The sequence below is a fragment of the Pseudoxanthomonas koreensis genome (assembly GCF_041890415.1).
GTDB lineage: Bacteria > Pseudomonadota > Gammaproteobacteria > Xanthomonadales > Xanthomonadaceae > Pseudoxanthomonas > Pseudoxanthomonas koreensis_A.
Genome location: NZ_CP169056.1, coordinates 2,011,939 through 2,033,550 on the forward strand (window position 1 = coordinate 2,011,939; position 21,612 = coordinate 2,033,550).

At 66.4% G+C, this 21,612-nt stretch carries 20 protein-coding genes; 5 read left to right on the plus strand and 15 right to left on the minus strand.

The window, feature by feature from the left end; genetic code table 11:
- Positions 1-28: 28 nt before the first annotated feature.
- The 3 genes from ACEJ41_RS09275 to ACEJ41_RS09285 form a co-directional block, all read right to left on the minus strand.
- Positions 29-343, minus strand: coding sequence for a hypothetical protein (locus ACEJ41_RS09275; RefSeq protein WP_374011995.1), 315 nt, complete (start codon positions 341-343; stop codon positions 29-31).
- 351 nt (positions 344-694) lie between these two features.
- Positions 695-1,249 carry a DUF2058 domain-containing protein gene (locus tag ACEJ41_RS09280; protein ID WP_374011996.1) on the minus strand — a complete coding sequence of 185 codons (555 nt, stop codon included), beginning with the start codon at positions 1,247-1,249 and terminating at the stop codon, positions 695-697.
- A 181-nt stretch (positions 1,250-1,430) separates the two neighbouring features.
- Positions 1,431-1,592: a hypothetical protein gene (locus ACEJ41_RS09285; RefSeq protein ID WP_374011997.1), complete on the minus strand. Its 162-nt coding sequence runs from the start codon at positions 1,590-1,592 to the stop codon at positions 1,431-1,433.
- Between the two features lie 19 nt (positions 1,593-1,611).
- Between ACEJ41_RS09285 and ACEJ41_RS09290 the strand changes: the two genes are divergently transcribed.
- Positions 1,612-2,762, plus strand: a protein-coding gene (locus tag ACEJ41_RS09290) for an IS3 family transposase (protein WP_198429481.1) whose coding sequence is annotated in 2 segments (ribosomal slippage) — positions 1,612-1,867 and positions 1,867-2,762 — 1,152 coding nt in all. Because the reading frame shifts where the segments join, the coding sequence is not laid out codon by codon here.
- A 245-nt stretch (positions 2,763-3,007) separates the two neighbouring features.
- Here ACEJ41_RS09290 and ACEJ41_RS09295 read toward each other — a convergent pair.
- The 9 genes from ACEJ41_RS09295 to ACEJ41_RS09335 form a co-directional block, all read right to left on the minus strand.
- On the minus strand, positions 3,008-3,196 hold the full coding sequence (locus ACEJ41_RS09295; protein WP_374011998.1) for a hypothetical protein: 189 nt from the start codon (positions 3,194-3,196) through the stop codon (positions 3,008-3,010).
- 187 nt (positions 3,197-3,383) lie between these two features.
- Positions 3,384-5,567 (minus strand): DUF262 domain-containing protein, encoded by a 2,184-nt coding sequence (locus ACEJ41_RS09300; protein ID WP_374011999.1) that lies wholly within the window; start codon positions 5,565-5,567, stop codon positions 3,384-3,386.
- Between the two features lie 152 nt (positions 5,568-5,719).
- Entirely contained in the window at positions 5,720-9,178 is a 3,459-nt protein-coding gene (locus ACEJ41_RS09305; RefSeq protein ID WP_374012000.1) for a DEAD/DEAH box helicase family protein, read from the minus strand.
- A gap of 2 nt (positions 9,179-9,180) precedes the next feature.
- Positions 9,181-10,293 (minus strand): restriction endonuclease subunit S, encoded by a 1,113-nt coding sequence (locus ACEJ41_RS09310; RefSeq protein WP_374012001.1) that lies wholly within the window; start codon positions 10,291-10,293, stop codon positions 9,181-9,183.
- Positions 10,290-11,774: an N-6 DNA methylase gene (locus ACEJ41_RS09315; RefSeq protein ID WP_374012003.1), complete on the minus strand. Its 1,485-nt coding sequence runs from the start codon at positions 11,772-11,774 to the stop codon at positions 10,290-10,292. Before ACEJ41_RS09315 ends, ACEJ41_RS09310 begins: the two co-directional genes overlap by 4 nt.
- Entirely contained in the window at positions 11,771-12,637 is an 867-nt protein-coding gene (locus ACEJ41_RS09320; RefSeq protein ID WP_374012004.1) for a CBS domain-containing protein, read from the minus strand. Before ACEJ41_RS09320 ends, ACEJ41_RS09315 begins: the two co-directional genes overlap by 4 nt.
- A gap of 107 nt (positions 12,638-12,744) precedes the next feature.
- Positions 12,745-13,041, minus strand: a complete 297-nt coding sequence (locus ACEJ41_RS09325) for a hypothetical protein (RefSeq protein WP_374012005.1) — start codon at positions 13,039-13,041, stop codon at positions 12,745-12,747.
- Between the two features lie 11 nt (positions 13,042-13,052).
- Entirely contained in the window at positions 13,053-13,361 is a 309-nt protein-coding gene (locus tag ACEJ41_RS09330; protein WP_374012006.1) for a type II toxin-antitoxin system RelE/ParE family toxin, read from the minus strand.
- A complete protein-coding gene (locus ACEJ41_RS09335; RefSeq protein WP_374012007.1) occupies positions 13,358-13,633 on the minus strand; it encodes a YlcI/YnfO family protein in 276 nt (91 codons plus the stop codon). The genes ACEJ41_RS09330 and ACEJ41_RS09335 overlap by 4 nt, the downstream gene beginning before the upstream one ends.
- A gap of 178 nt (positions 13,634-13,811) precedes the next feature.
- On the opposite strand from ACEJ41_RS09335, the gene ACEJ41_RS09340 reads away from it, so the two are divergent.
- The 4 genes from ACEJ41_RS09340 to ACEJ41_RS09355 are packed head-to-tail and all read left to right on the plus strand — an operon-like array spanning position 13,812 to position 16,630.
- Complete coding sequence (locus ACEJ41_RS09340) at positions 13,812-14,159, plus strand: ArsR/SmtB family transcription factor (RefSeq protein ID WP_374012008.1); 348 nt, start codon at positions 13,812-13,814, stop codon at positions 14,157-14,159.
- Positions 14,156-14,587, plus strand: coding sequence for an arsenate reductase (glutaredoxin) (arsC, locus tag ACEJ41_RS09345; RefSeq protein ID WP_374012009.1), 432 nt, complete (start codon positions 14,156-14,158; stop codon positions 14,585-14,587). The genes ACEJ41_RS09340 and arsC overlap by 4 nt, the downstream gene beginning before the upstream one ends.
- Positions 14,584-15,309 carry an arsenical resistance protein ArsH gene (gene arsH / locus ACEJ41_RS09350; RefSeq protein ID WP_374012010.1) on the plus strand — a complete coding sequence of 242 codons (726 nt, stop codon included), beginning with the start codon at positions 14,584-14,586 and terminating at the stop codon, positions 15,307-15,309. The genes arsC and arsH overlap by 4 nt, the downstream gene beginning before the upstream one ends.
- Positions 15,310-15,325: 16 nt before the next feature.
- Complete coding sequence (locus tag ACEJ41_RS09355; RefSeq protein WP_374012011.1) at positions 15,326-16,630, plus strand: arsenic transporter; 1,305 nt, start codon at positions 15,326-15,328, stop codon at positions 16,628-16,630.
- A gap of 145 nt (positions 16,631-16,775) precedes the next feature.
- Here ACEJ41_RS09355 and ACEJ41_RS09360 read toward each other — a convergent pair whose 3' ends face one another.
- From ACEJ41_RS09360 to ACEJ41_RS09370, 3 genes are all read right to left on the minus strand, one after another.
- A complete protein-coding gene (locus tag ACEJ41_RS09360; protein WP_374012012.1) occupies positions 16,776-17,387 on the minus strand; it encodes a beta-lactamase hydrolase domain-containing protein in 612 nt (203 codons plus the stop codon).
- 94 nt (positions 17,388-17,481) lie between these two features.
- Positions 17,482-20,544 carry an efflux RND transporter permease subunit gene (locus ACEJ41_RS09365; RefSeq protein ID WP_374012013.1) on the minus strand — a complete coding sequence of 1,021 codons (3,063 nt, stop codon included), beginning with the start codon at positions 20,542-20,544 and terminating at the stop codon, positions 17,482-17,484.
- Positions 20,541-21,599 carry an efflux RND transporter periplasmic adaptor subunit gene (locus tag ACEJ41_RS09370; RefSeq protein ID WP_374012014.1) on the minus strand — a complete coding sequence of 353 codons (1,059 nt, stop codon included), beginning with the start codon at positions 21,597-21,599 and terminating at the stop codon, positions 20,541-20,543. Before ACEJ41_RS09370 ends, ACEJ41_RS09365 begins: the two co-directional genes overlap by 4 nt.
- Between the last annotated feature and the right edge of the window lie 13 nt (positions 21,600-21,612).

The following is a 21,612-nucleotide window of genomic DNA, read 5'->3' on the forward strand; positions in this document are numbered from 1 at the left end:
ATCGGCGCCGTTGCGGCGCCTGCCGGCGTCAGTTGCGGAGCTTGAGCGTGGGGTGCTCGTCGAGCGAGCCGTCGTCCTGGATCACCACGAAGCGGGTGTTGTCCGCATCGAACAGCACCGGGATCGGCGCCATGAACATCGGCCGGCGCACGAACGCCAGGCGCCAGCGGAAGATCTCCATCGCCTCGAGGGTGGTCTGCTGGGCCGGGGTGAGCGTGGTGCGCAGCTCCGCCAGGTCGGCCGGGGTCTGCGCGCGGCGCTCGGGCTTGCCCTTCGGCGGCTCGGCACCGGCCGGCGGCCAGGGTCCTGGAACAACGGTGGAACGGGCTGAATTTCGGGACATAGCGGGTACTCCGTCGGCCAACAGGGCCTGCGCCGCCTCCCGCTTGGGGTTGGGCATGGACGCACGGGTATTCACGCAGGATTCGTGCCAAGTTCCGATCATAACCCGGAAATCACCGCGATACCGGGCCTTCACTTTCGGAATCGGCCACAACTGCCCAATCTTTAAGGCTTTCCCCGTCGCGCGCCAGTGACGGAGATACCGACGCCGCCGGCATGGCCGGCCGCGGAACAGCCGACCAACCGCCACCGTATTGACGGATGCCCGTCCCGTACAGATGCGCCGCAGCTGCGGCTGGCCTGCCGGGGTGCGGGGTGCGGTACCCCGCTCACTCCGCTGGATGCCGCGGAACTACCAGACCAGGTCGTCCGGCACCTTGAACTGGGCGTAGTAGGCCGCGTCCTCGTCGGTGGGGGCCTCGGCCTGCGCGTCGGCGCGGCCGTGGTCCAGCACGACCATCGCCGCGTCGCGCTCACGCACCTGGTCGGCCGCCGCCCGCGGCAGCAGCTCGAAGCCATCACCCTCGCCGCGCACGATCACCAGTGCACCGGCGGCCAGCTTCTGGCGCAGCTCGTCGTTCACCAGCAGCGTGCGGATCACCCCGTCGGCAGTGAAGCGGTATTCGCTCTCGCCACTGCGCGGCACCCGCCGGTCGCGGATGATCTGCCGCGCCTGCGCCTGCAGCTCGCGCTGGCGCAGGCCGGCGCGACGCTCGGCCTCCAGCGCGCGGTCACGCTCGGCCTTCTCGGCCCGCGCACGCTGCGCCTCCCGCTCGATCTCGCCCGCCGTCGGCGGCGCCTTGCCCACGCGCGCCTTGGCCTGCTCGCGCGCGACCTGCGCCACCTTGGACTTCTTGACCAGCCCGGCCTTGAGCAGTTGTTCCTGGAGGGGGTTGGCCTTGGCCATGGGGGCGGCGCCATGCACGAGGGAGGGGCCATGATAGCGGCCGGCGGGGGCTGGGGTGAGCGGCTGCAGACGCCCCCCCCCAGGACCTGACCCCAGGCTCCCGGCGCCATGACATATCAACCAGGCGGTGCCCACCCGGCCCTACTCAATGACGGCCGAACTCCGAGTGTCTAGCGGGCACTCAAATCCCACTCCCCGGCAGCGCAGTCTGGATCAGACGTTCCATATACGTTTCGTCTTCGTCGAAGAGGATGTTCCGCTCGGCCATCTTCTGGCGGGTCACCTTCCAGTGCATCTCCTGGACCGACCAGCCTTTCGTAGACATCCGGACGCCATAATTCATGGCAATGACCGAGGTGTTTATGGGCAACAGCAAGCAGTACACGGATGAGTTCCGGGCCGAGGCGGTGAAGCAGGTGATCGAGCGCGGCTTCACGGTGGTGGACGTCGCCGCCCGGATCGGGATCCCCAAGCACACCCTGTATGGCTGGGTGCAGGTGGCGAGGAAAATGGCGCCGGCATCGGGCGCTTCAGCAGCGCCGAGCGACTCGGCCGAGATCCGCCGGCTCAAGGCCGAGCTGCGGCGTGTGACCGAGGAGCGCGACATCCTAAAGAAAGCCGCCGCGTACTTTGCCAAGGGGTAAGGGCGAAGTACGCGTTCATGCGCGCGCACATCCGCGAGTTCCGCCTGGTCGCGATGTGCCGGGTGCTGGGCGTGCACCGCAGCGGCTACTACGCCTGGTTGCGCCAAGGCACCAGTGCCCGCGAGCGGGACGATCAGCGCCTGCTGGGGCTGATCAGGCACCACTGGCTGGCCAGCGGCGCGGTGTATGGCTATCGCAAGATCACCTTGGACCTGCGGGAAGCCGGCGAGCATTGCAGCCGGCACCGCGTCCGGCGGCTGATGAAGGCCGAGGGCCTGCGGGCGCAGGTGGGCTATGGCGGCAAGCCGCGCCACCGCGGCGGCCCGGTCGGTGCCGTGGCGAACGTGCTCAACCGGGACTTCACGCCGCACGCCCCGAACAAGGTCTGGGTCACGGACATCACCTACATCCGCACCTACGAGGGCTGGCTGTTCCTGGCTGCAGTGATGGACTTGTACTCGCGCCAGATCGTCGGGTGGGCAACGGCGTCCACGATGACCAGCGACCTGGTGCTGCAGGCGCTGATGGCGGCGGCATGGCGACGCAAGCCCGGCCCGGGCGTGCTGGTCCACTCCGACCAGGGCTGCCAGTTCACCAGCAACGACTGGCAGTCGTTCCTGAAGGCGCACCGGATGGTGCCGAGCATGAGCCGTCGCGGGAACTGCCACGACAACGCCGTGGCCGAGAGTTTCTTCAGCGTCCTGAAGAAGGAGCGGATCAAGCGGCGGATCTACCCGACGCGAGCCACTGCTGCTTCGGACGTGTTCGACTACATCGAGATGTTCTACAACCCGATTCGCCGGCATGGTTCCGCTGGCGGCATGTCACCGGTAGAGTTCGAAAAGCGCTACGCGCAGAGCGGCGACTGAGTGTCTATGGAACTCTGGCCGGTCCACTTCTTCATGGAACCTCCTCGGGAAAGGGTACGAGAAAATTCCACTTCTGGCGTCAGCTAACCCGCGGGGGGATTACCATGGGGCCTGCCCTGGTTGGGGCGGGCCAGTGTTGTGGGGGCCAGTCTCACAGGGTGAGTCTGGGCGGGAGGTCTGCGCACCCCGAGAACAGAAAGCCCCGCAGGAGCGGGGCCTTCGCCGGCCAACCTGACGCGCGAAAATCAGACCGCCGGCACCGGCTCGGGGTCCGGCTGCGCCACCGGGCTGCGGGTGGCGCGACTGAAGCGCTGCGACAGCAGCCGCTTCAGCGCCTCCATGCCCTCGTCGCGGCCCCACACCTTGAGCACCGCATAACCTTCCAGCGCCACGTGCATCAGGTCGCTGCCTAGCGCCACCTCCGCGCCCGCCATGCGCTCCTGCAGGCGAACCTGACCCGAGGTCAACAACCGCGTCCCAGGCGCGGCAGCCAGGCGCTGACGTTAGGCCCCATCGTGGCGCCTCCCGTAAACGCGGAGCTCCATCAACTGGGATGTCGACACCGCCGGTAAGCAGAAGAGCGCGTCTGACCCGGCGCCGGTCTCTGCGGCTCACTATCACTCAGTCTGCGTCGTCGCCGTCGGATTCACCTGCTTCCGCGTCTTCAGGAGAAGCCATCCGCAGATACTCGGCGCGCACCGCCCGGAGTGGTTGTCCCCCATTGGGTTCCAGCCGCCAGAAGTTCCAACCATTCGTGCTCTTCTTGCGAACGAAGATGCCTGCTTGGGAGGGGCTATTGAAGACCTCGCCTTCCACTTCGATGCGGCCGTCCGACAGCACGCGTGCCTTATGTCCGCCGTACTTGCCTGGGCGTGAGTAAAGAACTTGGCCTGACTCCAGCAACCCGGCGCCCACGAGGTCGACAATTTCGACGTTTACAGAGCTGTCCGCCTGCTCCCGGTCGATCGCGACCTTGTGCCCGGCGGGCACCGGCCAGATCTCCAGGATGGCGTCGATGGCTTCCGAGGTTCGGCGATCGATCGCATCCTCGTCCCACTGCCGGGAGACATGCGTCTTCAGAACCCTGCTGTTCAGCAGCACCACGTCCTTCTCCTGAAGATGTGCCGCCTTTCCTTTCTCCCCAAGCCATGGCCCGTTGGATACCGTGCTATTGAGCCGCTTGGTCAACAGGGTCAGATTGCCGAGGCGATGCAACCGGGCATCGCGCTCGGCCTCCGGCAACCCGCCCGGCAGCGGCCAGTGTTTGGACCAGGATTGCGGCATCAGGTGCTCAATGGCGTAACTGCTTCGGCGAATGCGCATTCCCGCAGCAGACTCCTTGCCGCCGACCCACCCCCGCAGATGATCTTCAATCGATTCCAGCACCATGCGCACGCGGCCACGGCTCAGGCGCCTGTAGATCGGCAGGTACTCGAGTTCGGTGCGGACCTCGTCGTCATCTGGCCAATATGCGATCTCGGAGCGCTGCGAGGCGAAGTACGCCCGGACCGCCGCCGCGACTTGACCTGCAGGCGTGTTGCTGACCAGTGAAGCGACTTCCACCATCACCTTGTTGTACGACTTCGCGGTGGCGCGCACGAGCATGCGGCGAGCGAGCCAGCTTTCGAGCACATCGAGGGTAGCGTCTAGATCCGCCTTGGGAATCGGGTCGGTTGGGCGATCGAGCAGAGCCAGGAGCACCGGCTTGATGACCTCGCTCTCCAGCGTCCGCACCCGGTAGGCGAAGAGCCCGACGCGGTCCAATGGGCCATCGAGTTGCTCGCCCTTCTCCGTAAATTCCCGATAGATGGCGGCAGCGCGATTGATGTCACGCAGCAGTTCAAGCATCGGCCGCTTGGCCTGATAGTCGACGAACGACTTGAAGCGGGAGAACACCTCTCGCGCGAGCACCTCTTCGCCGGTCTGGGTCACCAGCCAATGGTTCAAGAACACCGACGACCGTTGGTACTTCACGCGACCGACGTTCACTTCCGCTTCCCAGAACGCGGTTTCGAACTGGGCCCAGTGCTTCGCATACGCATCTTCAACGTTCGCGCCTTGCTCCAGCAGACGCTGGAAGACGAAATTCTTTATGAGGTCCGCAGCGGTGAGCACCGCGCCACGCGCGTTTAGCGTCTCGAAGATCTCCTGTGCGTTCTCGGTGGGAGTCAGGTCGATGACCACAATCTGCAACAACTCACGGGCACTGCGCTCGAGCGCCTCCGCGCGCGCGTCCACACTGCCTTCCCCTTCCACCAACAGCCAGTCGCGGCAGCGCTGCGCGAAAAAGCGATGCGCCTTGACCATGCGCGAGGCACGGTGCTCCAGCTTGTCGTACTCCACCGGATGCGGGGCCGCCATGACCTCGTTGAAGGCGTCCCGGTCACGATTTGTCGGCCAGACCTTGAATCGGTCTGCAGGCTGCCTGCGGAACGGCTCGCCGTTGGCCACCAGCGGTTCCAGTCGGGCGGCCGGCATGGTCGCCCCGGCCTGAGCGATCTCGGAGTGAATCGCGTCGAGCAGAAGCTGCAGCGTGGTCAACCGCTGTTGGCCGTCGATCACGGTCCGCTGCTGCAGGTCGGCAGTCTGGGTGGCCAGCTGCTGGAGGACCACCGCGCCAAGAAAGTGCGGGGCCTGGGGCGCACCCGGCGCGTGCAACAGCCGCGTCGCCACACGCTCTAGGTCGCTCCAAAGCGGCTCCCATTGGAGTTCCTCGTTCCAGACATAGGGCCGCTGGAACAACGGCACCAGCAGCCGCTGCGGCTGCATGAAGATGGCCTGCGGCGTTCGCACCTGTGTATCCATCAACGTCCCCCCTGGCTAAGGTCTACAACAGAAGCTGGCGTCAACAGTTCGGCCGTGCTGCGCGAACCCCTTGGCGACACGAATCGCGCGTCGACCCGCAAACCGGCGGATGCCGTCGTGCTCGCGGCGTGACACCACATCCGCGCCATCCCCTACGCTGCTGCCCGACTATTGATCTCCGCGACAATCCTGACAATCTCGTCCGAGTCGGCCGTCCCAAACGCGCCATCCACACCCTCGTAATGGATCCCCGTAAACGGTGGCTCGTACAGTTGGCCAGGGTCGATGAGTCCGCTGTGGGTCAGCCGGTCGATAACCATCTCGACGAATCGGACCTGCTGCGCGCTGTAGCGTTTCTCGTCAAGAAAGCGGGCGAACGCTTCCTTGGCTGCGTTTCGATCCATTCCCACCAGGGAACGGATGAATAGCGTCAGCGGGCGTTCGGTGCCGTAGTGCTTCTCAAACGTCGCGCGCCCGCCCACCACCTCGGCGCCATAGACGAACCGTTCAAGCTCCTCCAGGTCCGTTGGGGTCAACGGACGGTTGTAGCGCAGCTTGGCGATGGAAACATGATTCTCATTGGCGCGGATATAGGCCTCGACCTTGCGCCGGTACTGGGCCAGGTTGATGCCGGTGCTGAAGTCGGTCAGCGTCACTTCCGCCGGTTCACCGATCTCATCAGTCAGCACGGTGTAGACGGGCTTGAATCCCTTGCGCTGGATCAGCTGGATCAGGCCCCGCATCCGCCGCCGCACCCGCTCCAGCAGGACGACGGTGATGTCCTTCCAGAACTCCTCGGTCTGCACTTCCTGGATCAGCGCCAGCTGGTCTCGCACTGTGGGGATGGCCTGCATCGCCTCCAGTTCGCTGGCGATCTCGATCAGGCGGTCGCGATGGGCAACGAAGTCGGAGGTGGAGCGCAGCAACGCCAGCTGCAGGTTGACGCAAAGCAGATCGAACATGCGCGCGGTGATATGGCCGGCATCCAGCTCACTCGGCAGCCCCGCCACGTGCTCACGCAGATCGCCCACCGCACCGGCACCAAGCTGATCCCAGGCTTCACGCTTGGCGAACCGGCTCACATGCTCGCGCTCGGGCCGCACGATGAAGTTGTCCAGGTTCATCGCGGCCACTTCGCCGTGCAGCACGTCGACCAGGCCGCCCTGCACATCGTGCCCGTCGTACTGCGCATCCTCGCCATCGGCGATGCCAAGCTGCTTCTCGCGCAGCAACGTCAGCAGGTCCACGCGCTGCTTGAACAGGCGTTTGCCCAGCGGCTCGGCCAGCTTTCCCTCCGCGCCCTTGGGATGCTCGTTGAAGTACTCGAAGTTGCCGCAGAAATCGAAGATGTGGAACTCCGTCTTGTCCTGCCCCGGACCGAACAGGTCCGGGCACAGCCGGGTGCCGCGCCCGATCATCTGCAGGAACTTGACCTTCGACCGCACCGCCTTGAAGAACACCAGGTTCAGCACTTCGGGCACGTCGATGCCAGTGTCGAGCATGTCCACCGAGATGGCGATCTGCGGGCGCTTCGCCGGCTGGCTGAAGTCATCGATCAGGCTCTGCGCATACTTGACCGAATGCGTGATCACCCGGGCGAACTCGCCCCTCAGGTGCGGATAGTGGTGGTCGAAGCGCCGGGCGATGAACTCGGCGTGCTGCTGGTTCACCGCGAAGATGATGGTCTTGCCCAGCAGGTCGCCACCGTCCACCTTCAGCCCGTGCTGCATCAGATGCCTGAGCATCCGGTCGACGGTGTCCTCGTTGAACAGCTTCTTGTTGATGTCCGAAGCCAGCACCTCGTCGGGCGGGTCGCCATCGTCCCGGTCGCCCCAGTCCAGCGACTCCCAGTGTTCCTTCTCCTCCTCGCTCAGCTCGTCGTAGCGGATACCCTCGCGGACGAACTTCAGCGGGACCGACTGCGCCTTCGGCGGCACCAGGTAGCCATCGGCCACCGCTTCATCCAGGCCATAGGCGTCGGTGGGCACGCCGGTCTCCAGCCCGAACAGGTGGTAGGTGTCGCGATCCACCTCGTCACGCGGGGTGGCGGTCAGGCCGACCAGATAGCTGTCGAAGTAACGGAAGATTGCGCCGTACTTCTGGTACACGCTGCGGTGGGCTTCGTCGATCACGATCAGGTCGAAGTGACCGACGCCGTACCTGCGCCTGGCCCCGTCCATCTCCTCGATCAGGCCCATCATGGTCGGGTATGTGGACAGGAACACTCGGCCTTGCCCGTTCCTGTCGGTGACCAGGTTGACCGGACTGGAATCGGGCAGGTGCGCCTTGAAGGCATTGGCCGCCTGCTTGACCAGCGCCACCCGGTCGGCGAGAAACAGCACCCGCTTGACCCAGTTGGCCCGCATCAGCAGCTCCACCAGCGCAATCGACATGCGGGTCTTGCCGGTGCCGGTGGCCATGGTCAGCAGGCCGGCGCGACGCCCCTGCGCCAGCGACTCCACCATCGCCCGGATGGCGCGCTGCTGGTAGGCGCGGCCACTGATGGCGACATTGACGGCCAGCGTACGCGGATCGACCTGCAAGCCGCGCCGGGTGATGGCGAGCGCCAGCTCGTCGGCATTGTGGAAGCCCTGCACCTCCCGTGGCGGCGCACGGGTATCGTCCCACAGCCAGGTGGCATGGCCGTTGGTGTAGTAGATGAGAGGGCGCTGCCCGCTCATCTGTTCCAGGCAGTCGGCATAGAGCTTGGCCTGCTGCCGCCCCACATCCGGGTCGCTGAAGCTGCGCTTGGCTTCCACCACCGCCGCCGGCTTGCCATCGGCGCCGTACAGCACGTAGTCGGCAAACCCCTCGCCCTTGCCGTTGGGCATGCCGACCAGCGGCACTTCGACCGCCGCGTTCCTGCCCACCTCCCAGCCGGCCTCCCGCAGCAGCACGTCGATGAAGTGCCTGCGGGTATCGGCCTCGTTGTAGTCATGGCCATCCGGCACCGCCAGGTTGGCGGCCTTGGCCTCGGCCAGCTCGGCGCGGCGCGCGGCCAGCTCTGCATCCACCTGCGCCAGCAGTGCCTCGCGCTCGGCCAGGGTGGCGGCCTGTTCGGCCAGCCGCGCCTCGCGCACTTCCAACGTCGCATGCAGTGCGCCGATCTGCTGCTGGAAGCGTTCCTCCTGCTTCTTCAGTTCTTCGCGGGTGAAGGTCACGGCCTCGTCGGCACGCACCAGTGTCGGCACCTGCTTCTCGTCCCACTCCGCCGCAATAGCCTTGGGATCGCTGGCACGGGTATAGGTACGGGCCAGCCAGAACAGCACATGGAACAGGTCGCGCACCAGCCGCATGGCATCGCCCGAGCCGATGTGCTGGCTGCCGTGCACGGCCTGGTTGCCGACCCGCTGGATCAGCCGCATCTTGTCGTGCACGTAGGGCGGCACCAGCTTCACGAACGCCGGCTGGGTCAGCAGCACGTTCAACCCGTTCTCATAGGGCATCCGCAGGTCGCGGTCGTTCTGGTACAGCCAGTGCACCGCCTGCTCCAGCGCATGGCGGGTGCGCATGCAGCAGGCACGCGGATCGGAATGGACCAGTTGCTCCGCACCCTTCGCCGGCTCGAGGAGCGGTTTGAACTCAGGGAGGAGGAACTGGAAGTTGGTCATCGTCACATTCCTGCCGAAAAGACCTGTGCTTGAACCGAGTTAAAGAGAAGATCTACATCCACCAACGCATTCAGCTGCTTGCTCTGCGCAGATTCGATCATCGCAACCCTTCGCGAGAACTCTGCTTGAAGTGATAAGTCAGGGACTGGAATCTCTACGCCACTGACAAGCTCGATATTGAGGTTCTTGACAGTGGCCCCAGGTGCGCGTCTCGCAAACTCTGCATACAACGAAGGCGAGGAAAGAACACTAAAAACATAGTCAGCGTTAGTCTTGGCTGCCTTAGGAGACAAGACAAGCCATCCGTCATGAATGCAGCCAGATGTTCGCAATATGTACGGGCGCCCAAAGCTCATGGAGTTCGTAAGCAGGAAATCCCCTGGCTTCACTGCCCGAGATCGCTTAGCCCCCTCTGGCTTGATCCTCCTTCTCGTTCCGGTGATGTATTTCGAACCTTCGACTGTGTCCCCGATCATGATCCAGTTGATGCCGTCCGGCGCGTCGGTGATGTAATCATCAATAGGTCGCGGAGAACCGCCGCGAGCGATCTCAAACAACTCAGACAGGCAGGTCTTTTCCCATCCTTTGGGATTGGCCACAGGATCGCCAAACATTTCAAGAAACACAGACTGCAGAAGTTGATCGAGCTTGGCGATGGCTTCGCGGCGCTTGACGCGAAGCGCGTCGGCCTTGTCCAGAATCGCCGCGATGCGGCGCTGCTCTGCAAGTTCCGGCAACTTAACTAGCCGCGATTTCACATTGCTCGGCTTTATGAACGGCTGAGCAGTACCCGATCGAACCCAACTACCCTCATCATTGAGTTGATACCAAAGGTACTTCGGATCGACTTTGCCCAAATCCGGGAAGATAAGTTGTGTGTTGGCGAGGCTTGTCCACTCCCCTTCAACATAAAAGCACTTTCCGCATCGAGCACCGATTGACGAAAGCACAATAGCCGGTCGATTGAATTCCGCAACCTCCAGATAGCCGTTAAGACCGCCGGCGCCGTACGCGGGGAATCCGGCATCGACAAAATCGTTTCCGGACAATTTAAGTCGCCCACCTTGAACGATCTCAGCCACGGAAGAAAGGCGTACTGATTCAAGGGGGCTCACTTCAGCATCCCCTCCAACTCATCCACCCCCCGCATGATCTCGGCCTCCAGCGCCTTCAGCTCGGCCAGGATCTTCAGCGGCGGATCGTACTCCACCGCCTCGTGCACCACCTGCTTGTAGCGGCTGATCGACAGGTCGTAGTCGTTGCCCGCGATCTCGGCCTTGGGCACCAGGAAACTCTGCTCGGTGCGCACGCGCTTTCCTTCGCCCTTGCGGCCCTGCCAGCGCTTGAGAATGTCCGGCAGGTTGTTGCTCTCGTGCCTGCCGGCATCCAGCGGGTTGCGCTTGTCGTCCAGGCTGTAGCCGTCGGCCTGCATGTCGTAGAACCAGACCTGATCGGTACCGCCGGAGTTGGTCTTGGTAAACAGCAGGATGGCCGTGGATACGCCGGCATAAGGGCGGAACACACCCGAGGGCATGGATACGATGCCATCGAGTTTGTGGTCTTCCACCAGCATGCGGCGTAGCGCCTTGTGCGCCTTGGACGAGCCGAACAGCACGCCGTCCGGCACGATTACCGCCGCACGGCCGCCGGGCTTGAGCAGCCGCAGGAACAGGGCCAGGAACAGCAGCTCGGTTTTCTTGGTCTTGACGACCTGCAGCAGGTCCTTGGCGGTGCTCTCGTAGTCCAGGCTGCCGGCGAACGGCGGATTGGCCAGGATCAGGCTGAACTGGCCCTCCACCCCGGCATGGCCCTCGCTGAGGCTGTCGCGGTACTCGATGGCCGGGTTCTCCACCCCGTGGAGCAGCATGTTCATGCTGCCGACGCGCAGCATGGTGGTGTCGAAATCGAAGCCATGAAAGGTTTCGGCGTTGAAGCGCCGGACAGATTTCTTGTCCTTGTAGATCTCGTCGCGATGGTGGGCGTCCATATACTCGGCCGCCGCGACCAGGAAGCCGGCGGTGCCACAAGCCGGGTCGCAGATGGTGTCTTCGGGCCGCGGTGCCATCATCTCCACCATCAGCTTGGTGATGTGGCGCGGGGTGCGGAACTGGCCGTTCTGGCCGGCGCTGGCGATCTTGCCGAGCATGTACTCGTAGACATCGCCCTTGGTGTCGCGATCGTCCATCGGCACCTGGTCGATCAGGTCCACCACCTTGGCCAGCAGCGCCGGCGTGGGGATGGTGAAGCGGGCGTCCTTCATGTGGGTGGAATAGGTGGACTCGCCCCCCTCTCCACCCAGGGTCTTGATGAAGGGGAAAACCTCGTCGGCCACCAGCCGGTACATCTCGGCCGGGGCGCCCAGTTCCTTGAACCTGGACCAGCGCAGCTTCTGCTGCCGCTTGTTGAAGATCGGGTTTTCAACGTCTTTGCCGGTGCGGGCGGCCTTCTTCTCGCGCCCCGTCTGCAGCTCGTCCAGCCGCTTGATGAAAAGCAGGTAGGTCATCTGCTCGATGACCTCCATGGGATTGGCGATGCCGCCGCTCCAGAACGCATCCCAGATGCGGTCGATCTGGGTTTTGATGGTGCCGGTGATCATCCGATCATCCTCTCTCTTTCTGCGGCGGAACTGTCCTTCCTGGCGCACGCACGCGCCAACTGGTCGAGTTCAGCAATCCACCTACGCATTTCCGTCACGAGCTTGCAAGTGGAGGCGGTCGCGCTCAGTTCATTCGCATGGGCAAGATTATTACGTAGCTTCTCGATCTCCTCGAACGTCCTCTTGAAGCGGCTTCTGGAAACTCCAGCTTCCCGGTCCCCCATGAGCTTTTCGACGATCTCCCGCTTGTCGCAGAACTGCGTGTAGAGCAATGGATCCACCTGGCTGTTGTCGCGCTTCGCCCTCACCATGACCTCGACAACCTTCGAGCACCGATCAGCTTTCAGCAGTGACAGCCAATCCTTCGGATCCGCGAACCGAGCGCTGATTACTTCCGCCATGACCATCTCCAGTTGGGTAACCAGCGCAAATAGGCAGGCTCGAACTGGAAGCTGCTGGATGTCGGAGATACTGACCAGCGCATCGATCCGGCCGCGAGACACAAGGAAGCGAAAGGGCTGAACGTGCGCCTGCTCCAGGAACTCCAGAATGCTTGTGTCTGCACCGACAAGGTGTCGCTCTGCCACCGGACTGGCAATGTCACGAACCTTCATGCCTTGGGCGGCCAACCCTGCATCACGCACGTCGAGAACCCCGATGATGGCACCCTCGTGCTCTACCGGCACATGATCAAAACCGTCTTCCGATACTCGTGCCTGCACCGCAGCAACCGGCTCATCCGGACCGCAGGTTACGAAGTTCTCCCTTGACGTGGCGATCAGCCTCAGACTCAGGCTTGCTTGATAGGCGAGCAGATCGCCAACCCTGTCCTGACTTCTTCCAGCGTCTACATGAAACGACATCAACACTTCCTCTCAAGACTCGTTAGGCAAGTTCACCAAGCTGCTGAGTACAACACGCCAGCCGGGGCCGCACGCAAATCCCCCGCAAGCTCCATATGTCCGCAGCTCTACGACTCGGAGGTCCTGACGATGCTGTAGCCCTTGGCGTTGTACAGGCCGTTGAGCTTGGGGTCATGGCCACGCAGTCGCACCGACCAGCCGTGACCGAAGACGTGGCGATACACGTCCTCAACGTCGTCGAGTTCAATCTGGTTTTCCTTGCGGTTTGCTCCAGTTCCCGGCTTGGCAACGCGGAACGTGGCCTTGCCCGTATTGCGGTTGACCAGACGATAGGGATAAAGACGCTGGCCGTTGCTGTGCTGGAACCAGAACCGGGTATCGAGGTCGTTCGTCGGCGCTGCCATTCTTCCTCTCCTTAGTGGTAATCGTCTTCGCGCTGATGCCTGGCGGCCAGCACGGTCAAGGTGGCGGCGTCCTCCACCTCGAACAGCAGCACGTAGCCGCTGGCCCCGAAGCCGATGACCAGTTCGCGCAGGAACGGGTCGGCCGCTGTGGCCTTGCGGCAGCTCAGCGGGGCGAGCTCGAGCACGGACACCGCATCGCGGATGGACTGGAGCGCACGCTCGGCGAGCGCGAAGTCGCCATCGCTGCGATCGAGCAGCCAGTCGTACAGGCGCTCCAGATCTTCCTGCGCTTCCTCCGTGAAGCGGACGCGGAAAGTCATGTGGACCCGGCCTTCCTGCGCGCCTTTTCCAATCGCTGCGCGAGGCCGTCCAGCACGTCGGCGGCTTCCACGTACCGTCCGTGCTCGCGTGCGCGGTCACGGGAGGCGAGGCCGCGCGCAATGAAGGCTTCCTGCTGACGGCGGCGCTCCACCTGGGCGCGAACGGATTGTTCGACGAAGCTGGAGAGCGATTCTCCTTCCTGCAGCACCGCTTCGGCGGCTTCGCGCAGGGCAGGCTCGACACGCAGGGACGGGAGGGAGGCGGTTTTCATGGTGAGGCCATCATGCGTTGCAATTGCAACGCATGATGGCGGAAATGGTCGGGATGGTAAACCCGGAGCCGGCGCGGTCGGCCCTAGGCAGGCCGATCTTGACGCCAGCAGAAGCTCCAGGCCGCTCCCCACGAGTCTTCATCCTTGCATTCTGCAAGTAAGTTTGTAGAGTGCCAACATGAATGACGCTGCTGCCGTCTCCGCCCTTGCTGCACTCGCCCATGGTGACCGCTTGGCTGCTTTCCGCATGCTGGTGCGCGCCGGCCCCGGTGGCATGCCCTCGGGCGAGATCGCGGAAGCGCTGTCGATCCCGCCCACCCGCATGAGCTTCCACCTGACCACGCTGGAGCGCGCCGGCCTGCTGCGCTCGTGGCGGGACGGGCGCCGCATCCTGTACGCGGCGAGCTACGGGCACATGCGGCAGCTCCTGGCCTTCCTCACCGAGGACTGCTGCTCCGGCAATCCGGAGATCTGCGGCGACCTCGCCCCCCTCCCCGCTTCCTGTTCCGCGGAAACCTGCCCATGAGCCCTTCCCCGCCGTCGACGTCGACGATCTACCACAACCCCGCCTGCGGCACCTCCCGCAACACGTTGGAGATGATGCGCCAGTCCGGCGAGCGCCCCGAGGTGATCGAGTACCTGCGGACGCCGCCGTCCCGCACGAAGCTGCTCGAACTCATCGCGGCAATGGGCATCTCGCCCCGCGATCTGCTGCGCCGGAAAGGCACGCCCTACGCGGAGCTGGGCCTGGACAACCCCGAGCTCAGCGACGACGACCTGGTGGACGCGATGCTCGCGCATCCGATCCTGATCAACCGCCCCATCGTCGTGACCCCACGGGGCGCAGCGCTGTGCCGGCCGTCCGAAAAGGTCCTGGCGCTGCTGGACAACCCGGTGGCGTCGTTCACCAAGGAAGACGGCGAGGTGGTCACGGCCGCGGAGCCATCCGCATGAGCGATGCCGTGGCGATCGACCTGCCCAATGTCGACCCGGCGCAGCTCGCTCCGATCGACATCCACGCACTGGCCGCGCCGGGCGATCCGGCTCATCCGCCCCGCATCCTGATCCTCTACGGGTCGCTGCGGGAACGTTCCTACTCGCGCCTGCTGGCCGAAGAGGCCGGCCGGCTGCTGCGCTGGTATGGCTGCGAAGTGCGCATCTTCGATCCGCAGGCCCTGCCGCTGCCCGATGGCGCGGCGCCCGATCATCCGAAGGTGAGCGAGCTGCGCGAGCTGGCGGACTGGTCCGAAGGCATGGTGTGGGTCAGCCCCGAACGCCACGGCGCCATGACGGGAATCATGAAGGCGCAGATCGACTGGATTCCCCTGGCGCAGGGCGCGAGGCGCCCGACGCAGGGCAAGACCCTGGCGGTGATGCAGGTCTCCGGCGGCTCGCAGAGCTTCAACGCGGTCAACCAACTGCGCGTGCTGGGCCGCTGGATGCGCATGGTCACCATTCCGAACCAGTCCTCCGTCGCCAAGGCGTTCCAGGAATTCGACGAAGCAGGCCGCATGAGGCCGTCGGCCTACTACCAGCGGGTTGTGGACGTGTGCGAGGAGCTGGTGAAGTTCACCTGGCTTGTGCGCGGGCGCTCGGCCTACCTGACCGACCGCTACTCCGAACGCATCGAAACCGCCGAAGCGCTCTCCAGGCGCGTCGACCAGCGCTCGATCTGAAGCCTTCGGAAACGCCATGCTCGCCTTCGCGATCTTCGTCGTCACGCTCGTGCTCGTCGTCTGGCAGCCCCGGGGTCTCGGCATCGGCTGGTCGGCGCTTGGCGGCGCCGCGGTTGCCCTTGCCACCGGCGTCGTCGGCTGGGGCGATGTGGGCACGGTCTGGAGCGTCGTCTGGGACGCGACCTTCACCTTCGTGGCGCTCATCATCATCTCGCTCATCCTGGACGAGGCGGGCTTCTTCGCCTGGGCCGCCCTGCACGTGGCTCGTTGGGGTGGCGGAGACGGGCGGAAGCTGTTCCCGCTGATCGTGCTCCTGGGTGCGGCGATCGCCGCGGTGTTCGCGAACGACGGCGCGGCGCTGCTGCTGACGCCGATCGTGCTGGCCATCCTGCTGCGCCTGCATTTTCCGCCCGCCGGGGCGCTGGCCTTCACCGTGGCCTGCGGCTTCATCGCCGATACCGCGAGCCTGCCGCTGGTGGTCTCGAACCTGGTGAACATCGTCACCGCGAATTTCTTCGACGTGTCGTTCGGTCGCTACGCGGCGGTCATGGTGCCGGTGAACCTGGTGTCGGTCGTCGCGACGTTGCTGGTGCTGTGTCTCTGGTTCCGCAACGACATCCGCGTCTCCTACGCGGTCGGGGAGCTGGAGGCGCCGCGCCTGGCGATCCGCGACCACGCCGTCTTCAGGGCCGCGCTGCCGCTGCTGGCGCTGCTGCTGCTGGCCTACTTCGCTACCGGGCCGCTCGGCGTGCCGATCTCGCTGGTGACCGGCGCGGCCGCGCTGCTGCTGATGGCCATCGCGGGACGCTGGGCGACCGGCGGCCGGGGCGCCACGATGGCGCTGCCTGCGATCCTGCGCGGCGCGCCCTGGCAGATCGTGCTGTTCTCGCTCGGGATGTACCTGGTGGTCTACGGGCTGGGCAATGCCTGGCTGACGGCTGCGGCGACCGGCGTGCTCGAATGGCTGGCCGCGCAAGGGACGTTCGTGGCGGGCGTGGGCACGGGCTTCGCCGTGGCCGCCCTGGCGTCGGTCATGAACAACATGCCGGCGACCCTCGTCGGTGCGCTGGCCATCGACGGCGCCGACGTCCCGGCGGCGACCCGCGAGCTGATGCTGTACGCCAACGTCGTCGGCAACGACCTGGGGCCCAAGCTCACGCCCATCGGTTCGCTTGCCACCCTGCTGTGGCTGCACGTGCTCGCAGGCAAGGGGCAGCGGATCACGTGGGGCCAGTACATGAAGGTCGGACTGGTGCTGACGCCACCGGTCCTGCTGGCGACGCTGGTGGCGCTGTGGCTCTGGCTGCCGCTGTCGCGATAGTGCGATTTGCTGGCCGGGCTCCGGAAGCGGCCGGCCCGCCGGGAGACAGGCTCACCTGCGGTCCCCGGCAACGGTGGAGAGGGCCAGCTTCAGATGCCGACCTTGCACGGTCTCCGCTCGCTGTTCGCGAGTGGCGAATACCGGGTCATCCGCCTGCGGCGCACGCCGCGGCCGCATCCTGTCCCGGCGCCAATGCCAGGCAGCGGTCGCGCGCCAGCTGCTCGCGGACCTTGCCTTCCAGGCTGCGCAGGCCCCAGCGGCGGCCTTCGGCGATGGCGGCTTCCTCTTCGGCGCCCTCCAGCCAGACGGCGCGCAGCGCAGCCAGTGCGCCGACGCGATTGCCGCTGGCGCAGTGGACCAGCGTCGGGCCTTGAGTGTCGCGAAGCAGCTGGTCGAAGGCGTCGACGGATTCACGGCTGAGGTCGGCGGGGCCGGCGATGGGCAGGTTGGCGTAGGACAGGCCGGCGCCGCGGACGGCGGCGGCTTCGTCGAAGTCGGGGGTTTCGGCGCCCGGGGTGAGGTCGATGACGTGAGTGATGCCGGCGGCGCGCAGGGCGGGCAGGTCTTCGGCGGTGATGCGGCCGCCGGTGTGGATGCCATCGACGGGGTTGGCGAAGCGGGAGAGTGCGGGGGCCTGGGGTGTGCCGTTGCCGGACGGCGGGTTGCCGGCGGTGGCGTGCGGGAGCAGGCACACGGCGGCAAGAACCAGGGCGGCGAGGCGGCGGGCCTGGGCGATGGGGAGTCGGGGGGTTGGCATCGGGGACTCCGGGGCTGGGCGTCGGGGAGTGGATTGTGGGGCTTCGGGGGCCCCACCCAGCCCTCCCCCGCTTTGCGGGGGAGGGAGCAAGGCGTCAGGCAGCGGCGGGGGTGCGGCGGCGGAACTTGGAGACCAGCCATTCCTCGGCGTCGTCCACCAGGGTGAAGGCGGCGGGGACGACCACCAGGCTGAGGATGGTGGAGGTGATCAGGCCGCCGATCACGGCCACGGCCATGGGCATGCGGAAGCTGGCGTCGGCGGTCAGGCCCAGGGCGATGGGCAGCATGCCGGCGCCCATGGCCATGGTGGTCATGATCACGGGGCGGGCGCGCTTGTGGCAGGCGTCCATCAGGGCCTCGTGGCGGGCCATGCCCTCCTTCTCGGCCATGACCGCGTAGTCCACCAGCAGGATGGAGTTCTTGACCGCGATGCCGATCAGCAGGATCAGGCCGATCAGCACCGACAGCGAGATGTCCAGGCCGGTGATCAGCAGCGCGCCGAACGCGCCGCCGGCGGCCAGCGGCACCGCCACCAGGATGGTGATGGGCTGGCTGGCGTGGTTGAACAGCAGCAGCAGCACGCCGTACACGCAGAAGATGCCGGCCACCATGGCCATGGCGAAGCCGCCGAACATCTCGGCGAAGATCTCGCTGTCGCCGGCGGCCTGGCGCACCACGCCCGGCGGCAGGTTCTGCAGCGAGGGCAGCGCGTCGATCTGGCCTTCCACCTCGCCCATGGCCTGGCCGTTGAGGTCGACGGTAATCGTGACGTTGCGACGGCGGTCGTAGCGGTCGATCTGCGATGGGCCGCTGGCGGTGGTGATCTCGGCCACCGCCGCAAGCGGCACGCTGCCGCCGCCGGCGGTGGGCACGCGCAGCTGGCCCAGAAGGGTCGGGTCGGACAGCGCTTCCTCGTTCAACTGCACGCGGATCGGCACCTGGCGCTCGGGCAGGTTGAGCTTGGCCAGGAACTGCTCGTAGTCGCCGCGGGTGGCCACGCGGGTGGCGGCGGCGATGTCGGCGGTGGACACGCCAAGGTCGGCGGCGCGCGCGGCATCGGGGCGCACGATCACTTCCGGGCGCACCAGGGATGCCGACGAGCTGACGGTGCCCAGGCCCGGCAGCTGGCGGATCTCGCGCTCCACCTCGCGCGAGGCGGCGGCGAGCTTGACCGGGTCGTCGCCGGCCAGCACCAGCTGCAGGGCGCGGCCGGGTTCGCCGCCCTGGAAGCTCAGGCGCGCGCCGGGCAGGTCGGCCAGGCGCTCGCGCACGCGCGCTTCGAGCTCGTACTGGGTGGCGTCGCGGTCCTCGGCCCAGCGGATCAGCAGCGTGGCCTTGCGCAGCTCGGCGCTGGTCATGTCGCCGGCCGGGCCGTTGGCGCCGCTGGTGCTGCCGGCGGTGACGAAGACATGCTCGATCTCCGGAATGTCCTCGATGCGCTGGCGCGCGGTCTCGGCCACCTGGCGGGTGGTGCCCAGCGCGGTGCCCGGCGGCAGTTCCACCAGCACGGTGCTGAAGATGCCGTCGCTGGGCGGGATGAAGGTCACCTTGAGGATCGGCAGCAGCGCCAGCGAGCCGATGAAGATCGCCAGCGCCGCGACCAGGGTGCGGTTGCGATGGCGCAGCGCGCGGTCGGCCCAGCGCAGGTACCACTGCATCAGCTTCGAATCGCCCTTGTGCTCGGGCATGGGCTTGAGCAGGTAGGCCGACATCATCGGCGTGATCAGGCGCGCCACCAGCAGCGAGAACAGCACCGCCGAGGCCGCGGTCCAGCCGAACTCGCGGAAGAACTTGCCGGGGATGCCCGGCATGAAGGCCACCGGGATGAACACCGCGGCCAGCGTGCACGAGGTGGCGATCACCGCCAGGCCGATCTCGTCGGCGGCCTCCAGCGCGGCCTGCTTGGGCGTCTTGCCCATGCGCAGGTGGCGGTCGATGTTCTCCACCTCCACGATGGCGTCGTCCACCAGGATGCCCACCACCACGGCCAGCGCCAGCAGGGTGATCATGTTGAGGCTGAAGCCGAACCAGTACATCACCGCGAAGGTCGGGATGATCGACAGCGGCAGAGCCACGGCGGAGATGAAGGTGGCGCGCCAGTCGCGCAGGAACAGGAACACCACGGCCACCGCCAGCAGCGCGCCCTCGTAGAGCATGTGCATGGACGATTCGTAGGAGTTCTCGGCCACCTCGGTGGTCGAGCCCACTTCGACGATGCGAAGGCGCTGCTCCTGCTCCTGCAGCTTCGCGATGCTGGCGCGCACGGCGTTGCCGACGTCGACCTCGCTGGAATTGGTGGTGCGCTGCACGGCGAAGCCGATCACCGGCTTGCCGTCGAGCGTGGTGCGCTGGGTGAGCGGCGCATGGCCGTCGCTGACGTCGGCGATGGTGGACAGGCGCACGCTGCGCCCGTCGGGCACGAAGATCGGGAAGTCCTCCAGCTCGCGCGCGTTGCTCACCGTGCCCAGGGTGCGCACGGCCTGCTCGCCGCCGCCCACGGTGGTGCGCCCGCCCGGCTGCTCCTGCTGGATCTGCGCCAGCTGCTGCGACAGCAGCGCCGGGCTCACGCCGAAGCCCTGCACCGCCTCGGGGCGCAGGTCCACGCGGATCTCGCGGTTCACGCCGCCGATGCGGCGCACCGCGCCCACGCCCGGCACCGCGAACAGGCGCTTGGACACGGTGTCGTCGATGAACCAGCTCAGCTCCTCGTCGCTCCAGCCATCGGCGGTGACGGCGAAGCTGATCATGTCGCCGCCGGTGACGTTGACCAGGGAGACGATCGGCGGCTCGACGTCGGCCGGCAGGTCGATGCGCACGCGGTCGATGGCGTCGCGCACCTCGTCCTTGGCGATGGTGCCGTCCTTCTCGATCTCGAAGGTGAGCACGGTGGTCGATACGCCCTCGTTGACGATCGAGACCATGTTGCGCAGGTCGGGAATGCTGGCGGTGGCGTCCTCGACCTTGCGCGTGACCTGGGTTTCGAGCGTGCTGGGACTGGCGCCGGGCAACGTAACGGTGACGTTGACCACCGGCACGGTCAGGTCGGGAAACTGCGAGACGGCCAGGCGGTTGAACGCGACCAGGCCGGCAGCCGTGAGCAGGATGAAGACCAGGATCGCCGGCAGCGGGCGATGGATGGACCAGGCGGAGAAGTTCATTCCACCACCCGCACCAGGTCGCCATCGCCCAGGAAGCCCGCGCCGCGCGCCACCACCTTCTGCGCCGGCTCCAGGCCCGAGCGCACTTCCACCGCATCGCCGTGGCGCGCGCCGGCCTCGATCAGGTGCTCGCGCACGCGGCCTTCGCCGTCGACGCTGAACACGAAGGCGCGGCCGTCGCGGTATACAACCGCGTCGCCCGGCACCAGCAGCGCGCTGGCGCGGCCCAGGGCGATGCGGCCCTGGGCGAACATGCCGGCGCGCAGCGGCCCGGGCTCGGGCAGGTCGGCGAACACGGTGCCGGTGCGGCTGCGCACGTCGAGCGCGGGCGAAACGCGGCGCACCGTGCCGGCCACCGGGCCGCCGGGGGTCTCCACCTGCACGACCATGCCCGGCGCGACCAGCAGCAGGTCGTTCTCGGCCAGTTCCGCGCGCCACTCCAGGCGGCCATCGCGGATCAGGCGCAGCAGTTCGCCGCCGGCACCCACCACCTGCCCAGGCTGCACGCTGCGCGCCGAGACCACGCCGTCCACCGGCGCGCGCACCACGGTGAAGTCGCGCTGCACGCGCGCGGCGTCGCGGCTGGCGATGGCGGTGTTGAGCTGCGCCTGCGCGTTGTCGCGCTGGGCCTCGGCCTCCTCGGCGTCCTGCAGCGCGACCATCTGCGAGTCGGCCAGCTCGCGCACGCGCGCGGCCCTGCGCCGGGCGGTCTCGAGGTTGGTGCTGGCCTCGCGCACCTGCGCCTCGGACTGCGCCAGCTGCGAGGCCATGGTGCGATCGTCCAGGCGCAACAGCACGTCGCCCTGCCGCACCACGCTGCCTACCTCCACCTCGACGCTGGACACGCGCAGGCCGGAGAGCTCCACGCCCACCGCCACTTCTTCCCACGCGGCCACCGCGCCCGAGGCCACCACCTCGCGCACGACCTCACGCGTCGTTGGCGTGGCCAGCGATACGGTCAGGCTCGGCACCGGTTCGCCGGGCGCGTCGTCGCCGCAGGCAGCCAGGGCCAGCAGGCCGGCAACGGCCAGTGCGCGCAGGGGATTGGCAAGCATGTGGGGATGGCTC

Bases quoted from the DNA above. Each gene is read 5' to 3' on its own strand.
- ACEJ41_RS09355 (WP_374012011.1), top strand. From the start codon at position 15,326: ATGCTCGCCTTCGCGATCTTCGTCGTCACGCTCGTGCTCGTCGTCTGG.
- ACEJ41_RS09280 (WP_374011996.1), bottom strand. From the start codon at position 1,249: ATGGCCAAGGCCAACCCCCTCCAGGAACAACTGCTCAAGGCCGGGCTG.
- ACEJ41_RS09325 (WP_374012005.1), bottom strand. From the start codon at position 13,041: ATGGCAGCGCCGACGAACGACCTCGATACCCGGTTCTGGTTCCAGCAC.
- ACEJ41_RS09365 (WP_374012013.1), bottom strand. From the start codon at position 20,544: ATGAACTTCTCCGCCTGGTCCATCCATCGCCCGCTGCCGGCGATCCTG.
- ACEJ41_RS09315 (WP_374012003.1), bottom strand. From the start codon at position 11,774: ATGATCACCGGCACCATCAAAACCCAGATCGACCGCATCTGGGATGCG.
- arsC (WP_374012009.1), top strand. From the start codon at position 14,156: ATGAGCCCTTCCCCGCCGTCGACGTCGACGATCTACCACAACCCCGCC.
- ACEJ41_RS09340 (WP_374012008.1), top strand. From the start codon at position 13,812: ATGAATGACGCTGCTGCCGTCTCCGCCCTTGCTGCACTCGCCCATGGT.
- ACEJ41_RS09335 (WP_374012007.1), bottom strand. From the start codon at position 13,633: ATGAAAACCGCCTCCCTCCCGTCCCTGCGTGTCGAGCCTGCCCTGCGC.
- ACEJ41_RS09285 (WP_374011997.1), bottom strand. From the start codon at position 1,592: ATGAATTATGGCGTCCGGATGTCTACGAAAGGCTGGTCGGTCCAGGAG.
- ACEJ41_RS09295 (WP_374011998.1), bottom strand. From the start codon at position 3,196: ATGGCGGGCGCGGAGGTGGCGCTAGGCAGCGACCTGATGCACGTGGCG.
- ACEJ41_RS09275 (WP_374011995.1), bottom strand. From the start codon at position 343: ATGTCCCGAAATTCAGCCCGTTCCACCGTTGTTCCAGGACCCTGGCCG.
- ACEJ41_RS09370 (WP_374012014.1), bottom strand. From the start codon at position 21,599: ATGCTTGCCAATCCCCTGCGCGCACTGGCCGTTGCCGGCCTGCTGGCC.
- ACEJ41_RS09305 (WP_374012000.1), bottom strand. From the start codon at position 9,178: ATGACCAACTTCCAGTTCCTCCTCCCTGAGTTCAAACCGCTCCTCGAG.
- ACEJ41_RS09360 (WP_374012012.1), bottom strand. From the start codon at position 17,387: ATGCCAACCCCCCGACTCCCCATCGCCCAGGCCCGCCGCCTCGCCGCC.
- ACEJ41_RS09330 (WP_374012006.1), bottom strand. From the start codon at position 13,361: ATGACTTTCCGCGTCCGCTTCACGGAGGAAGCGCAGGAAGATCTGGAG.
- arsH (WP_374012010.1), top strand. From the start codon at position 14,584: ATGAGCGATGCCGTGGCGATCGACCTGCCCAATGTCGACCCGGCGCAG.
- ACEJ41_RS09320 (WP_374012004.1), bottom strand. From the start codon at position 12,637: ATGTCGTTTCATGTAGACGCTGGAAGAAGTCAGGACAGGGTTGGCGAT.
- ACEJ41_RS09300 (WP_374011999.1), bottom strand. From the start codon at position 5,567: ATGGATACACAGGTGCGAACGCCGCAGGCCATCTTCATGCAGCCGCAG.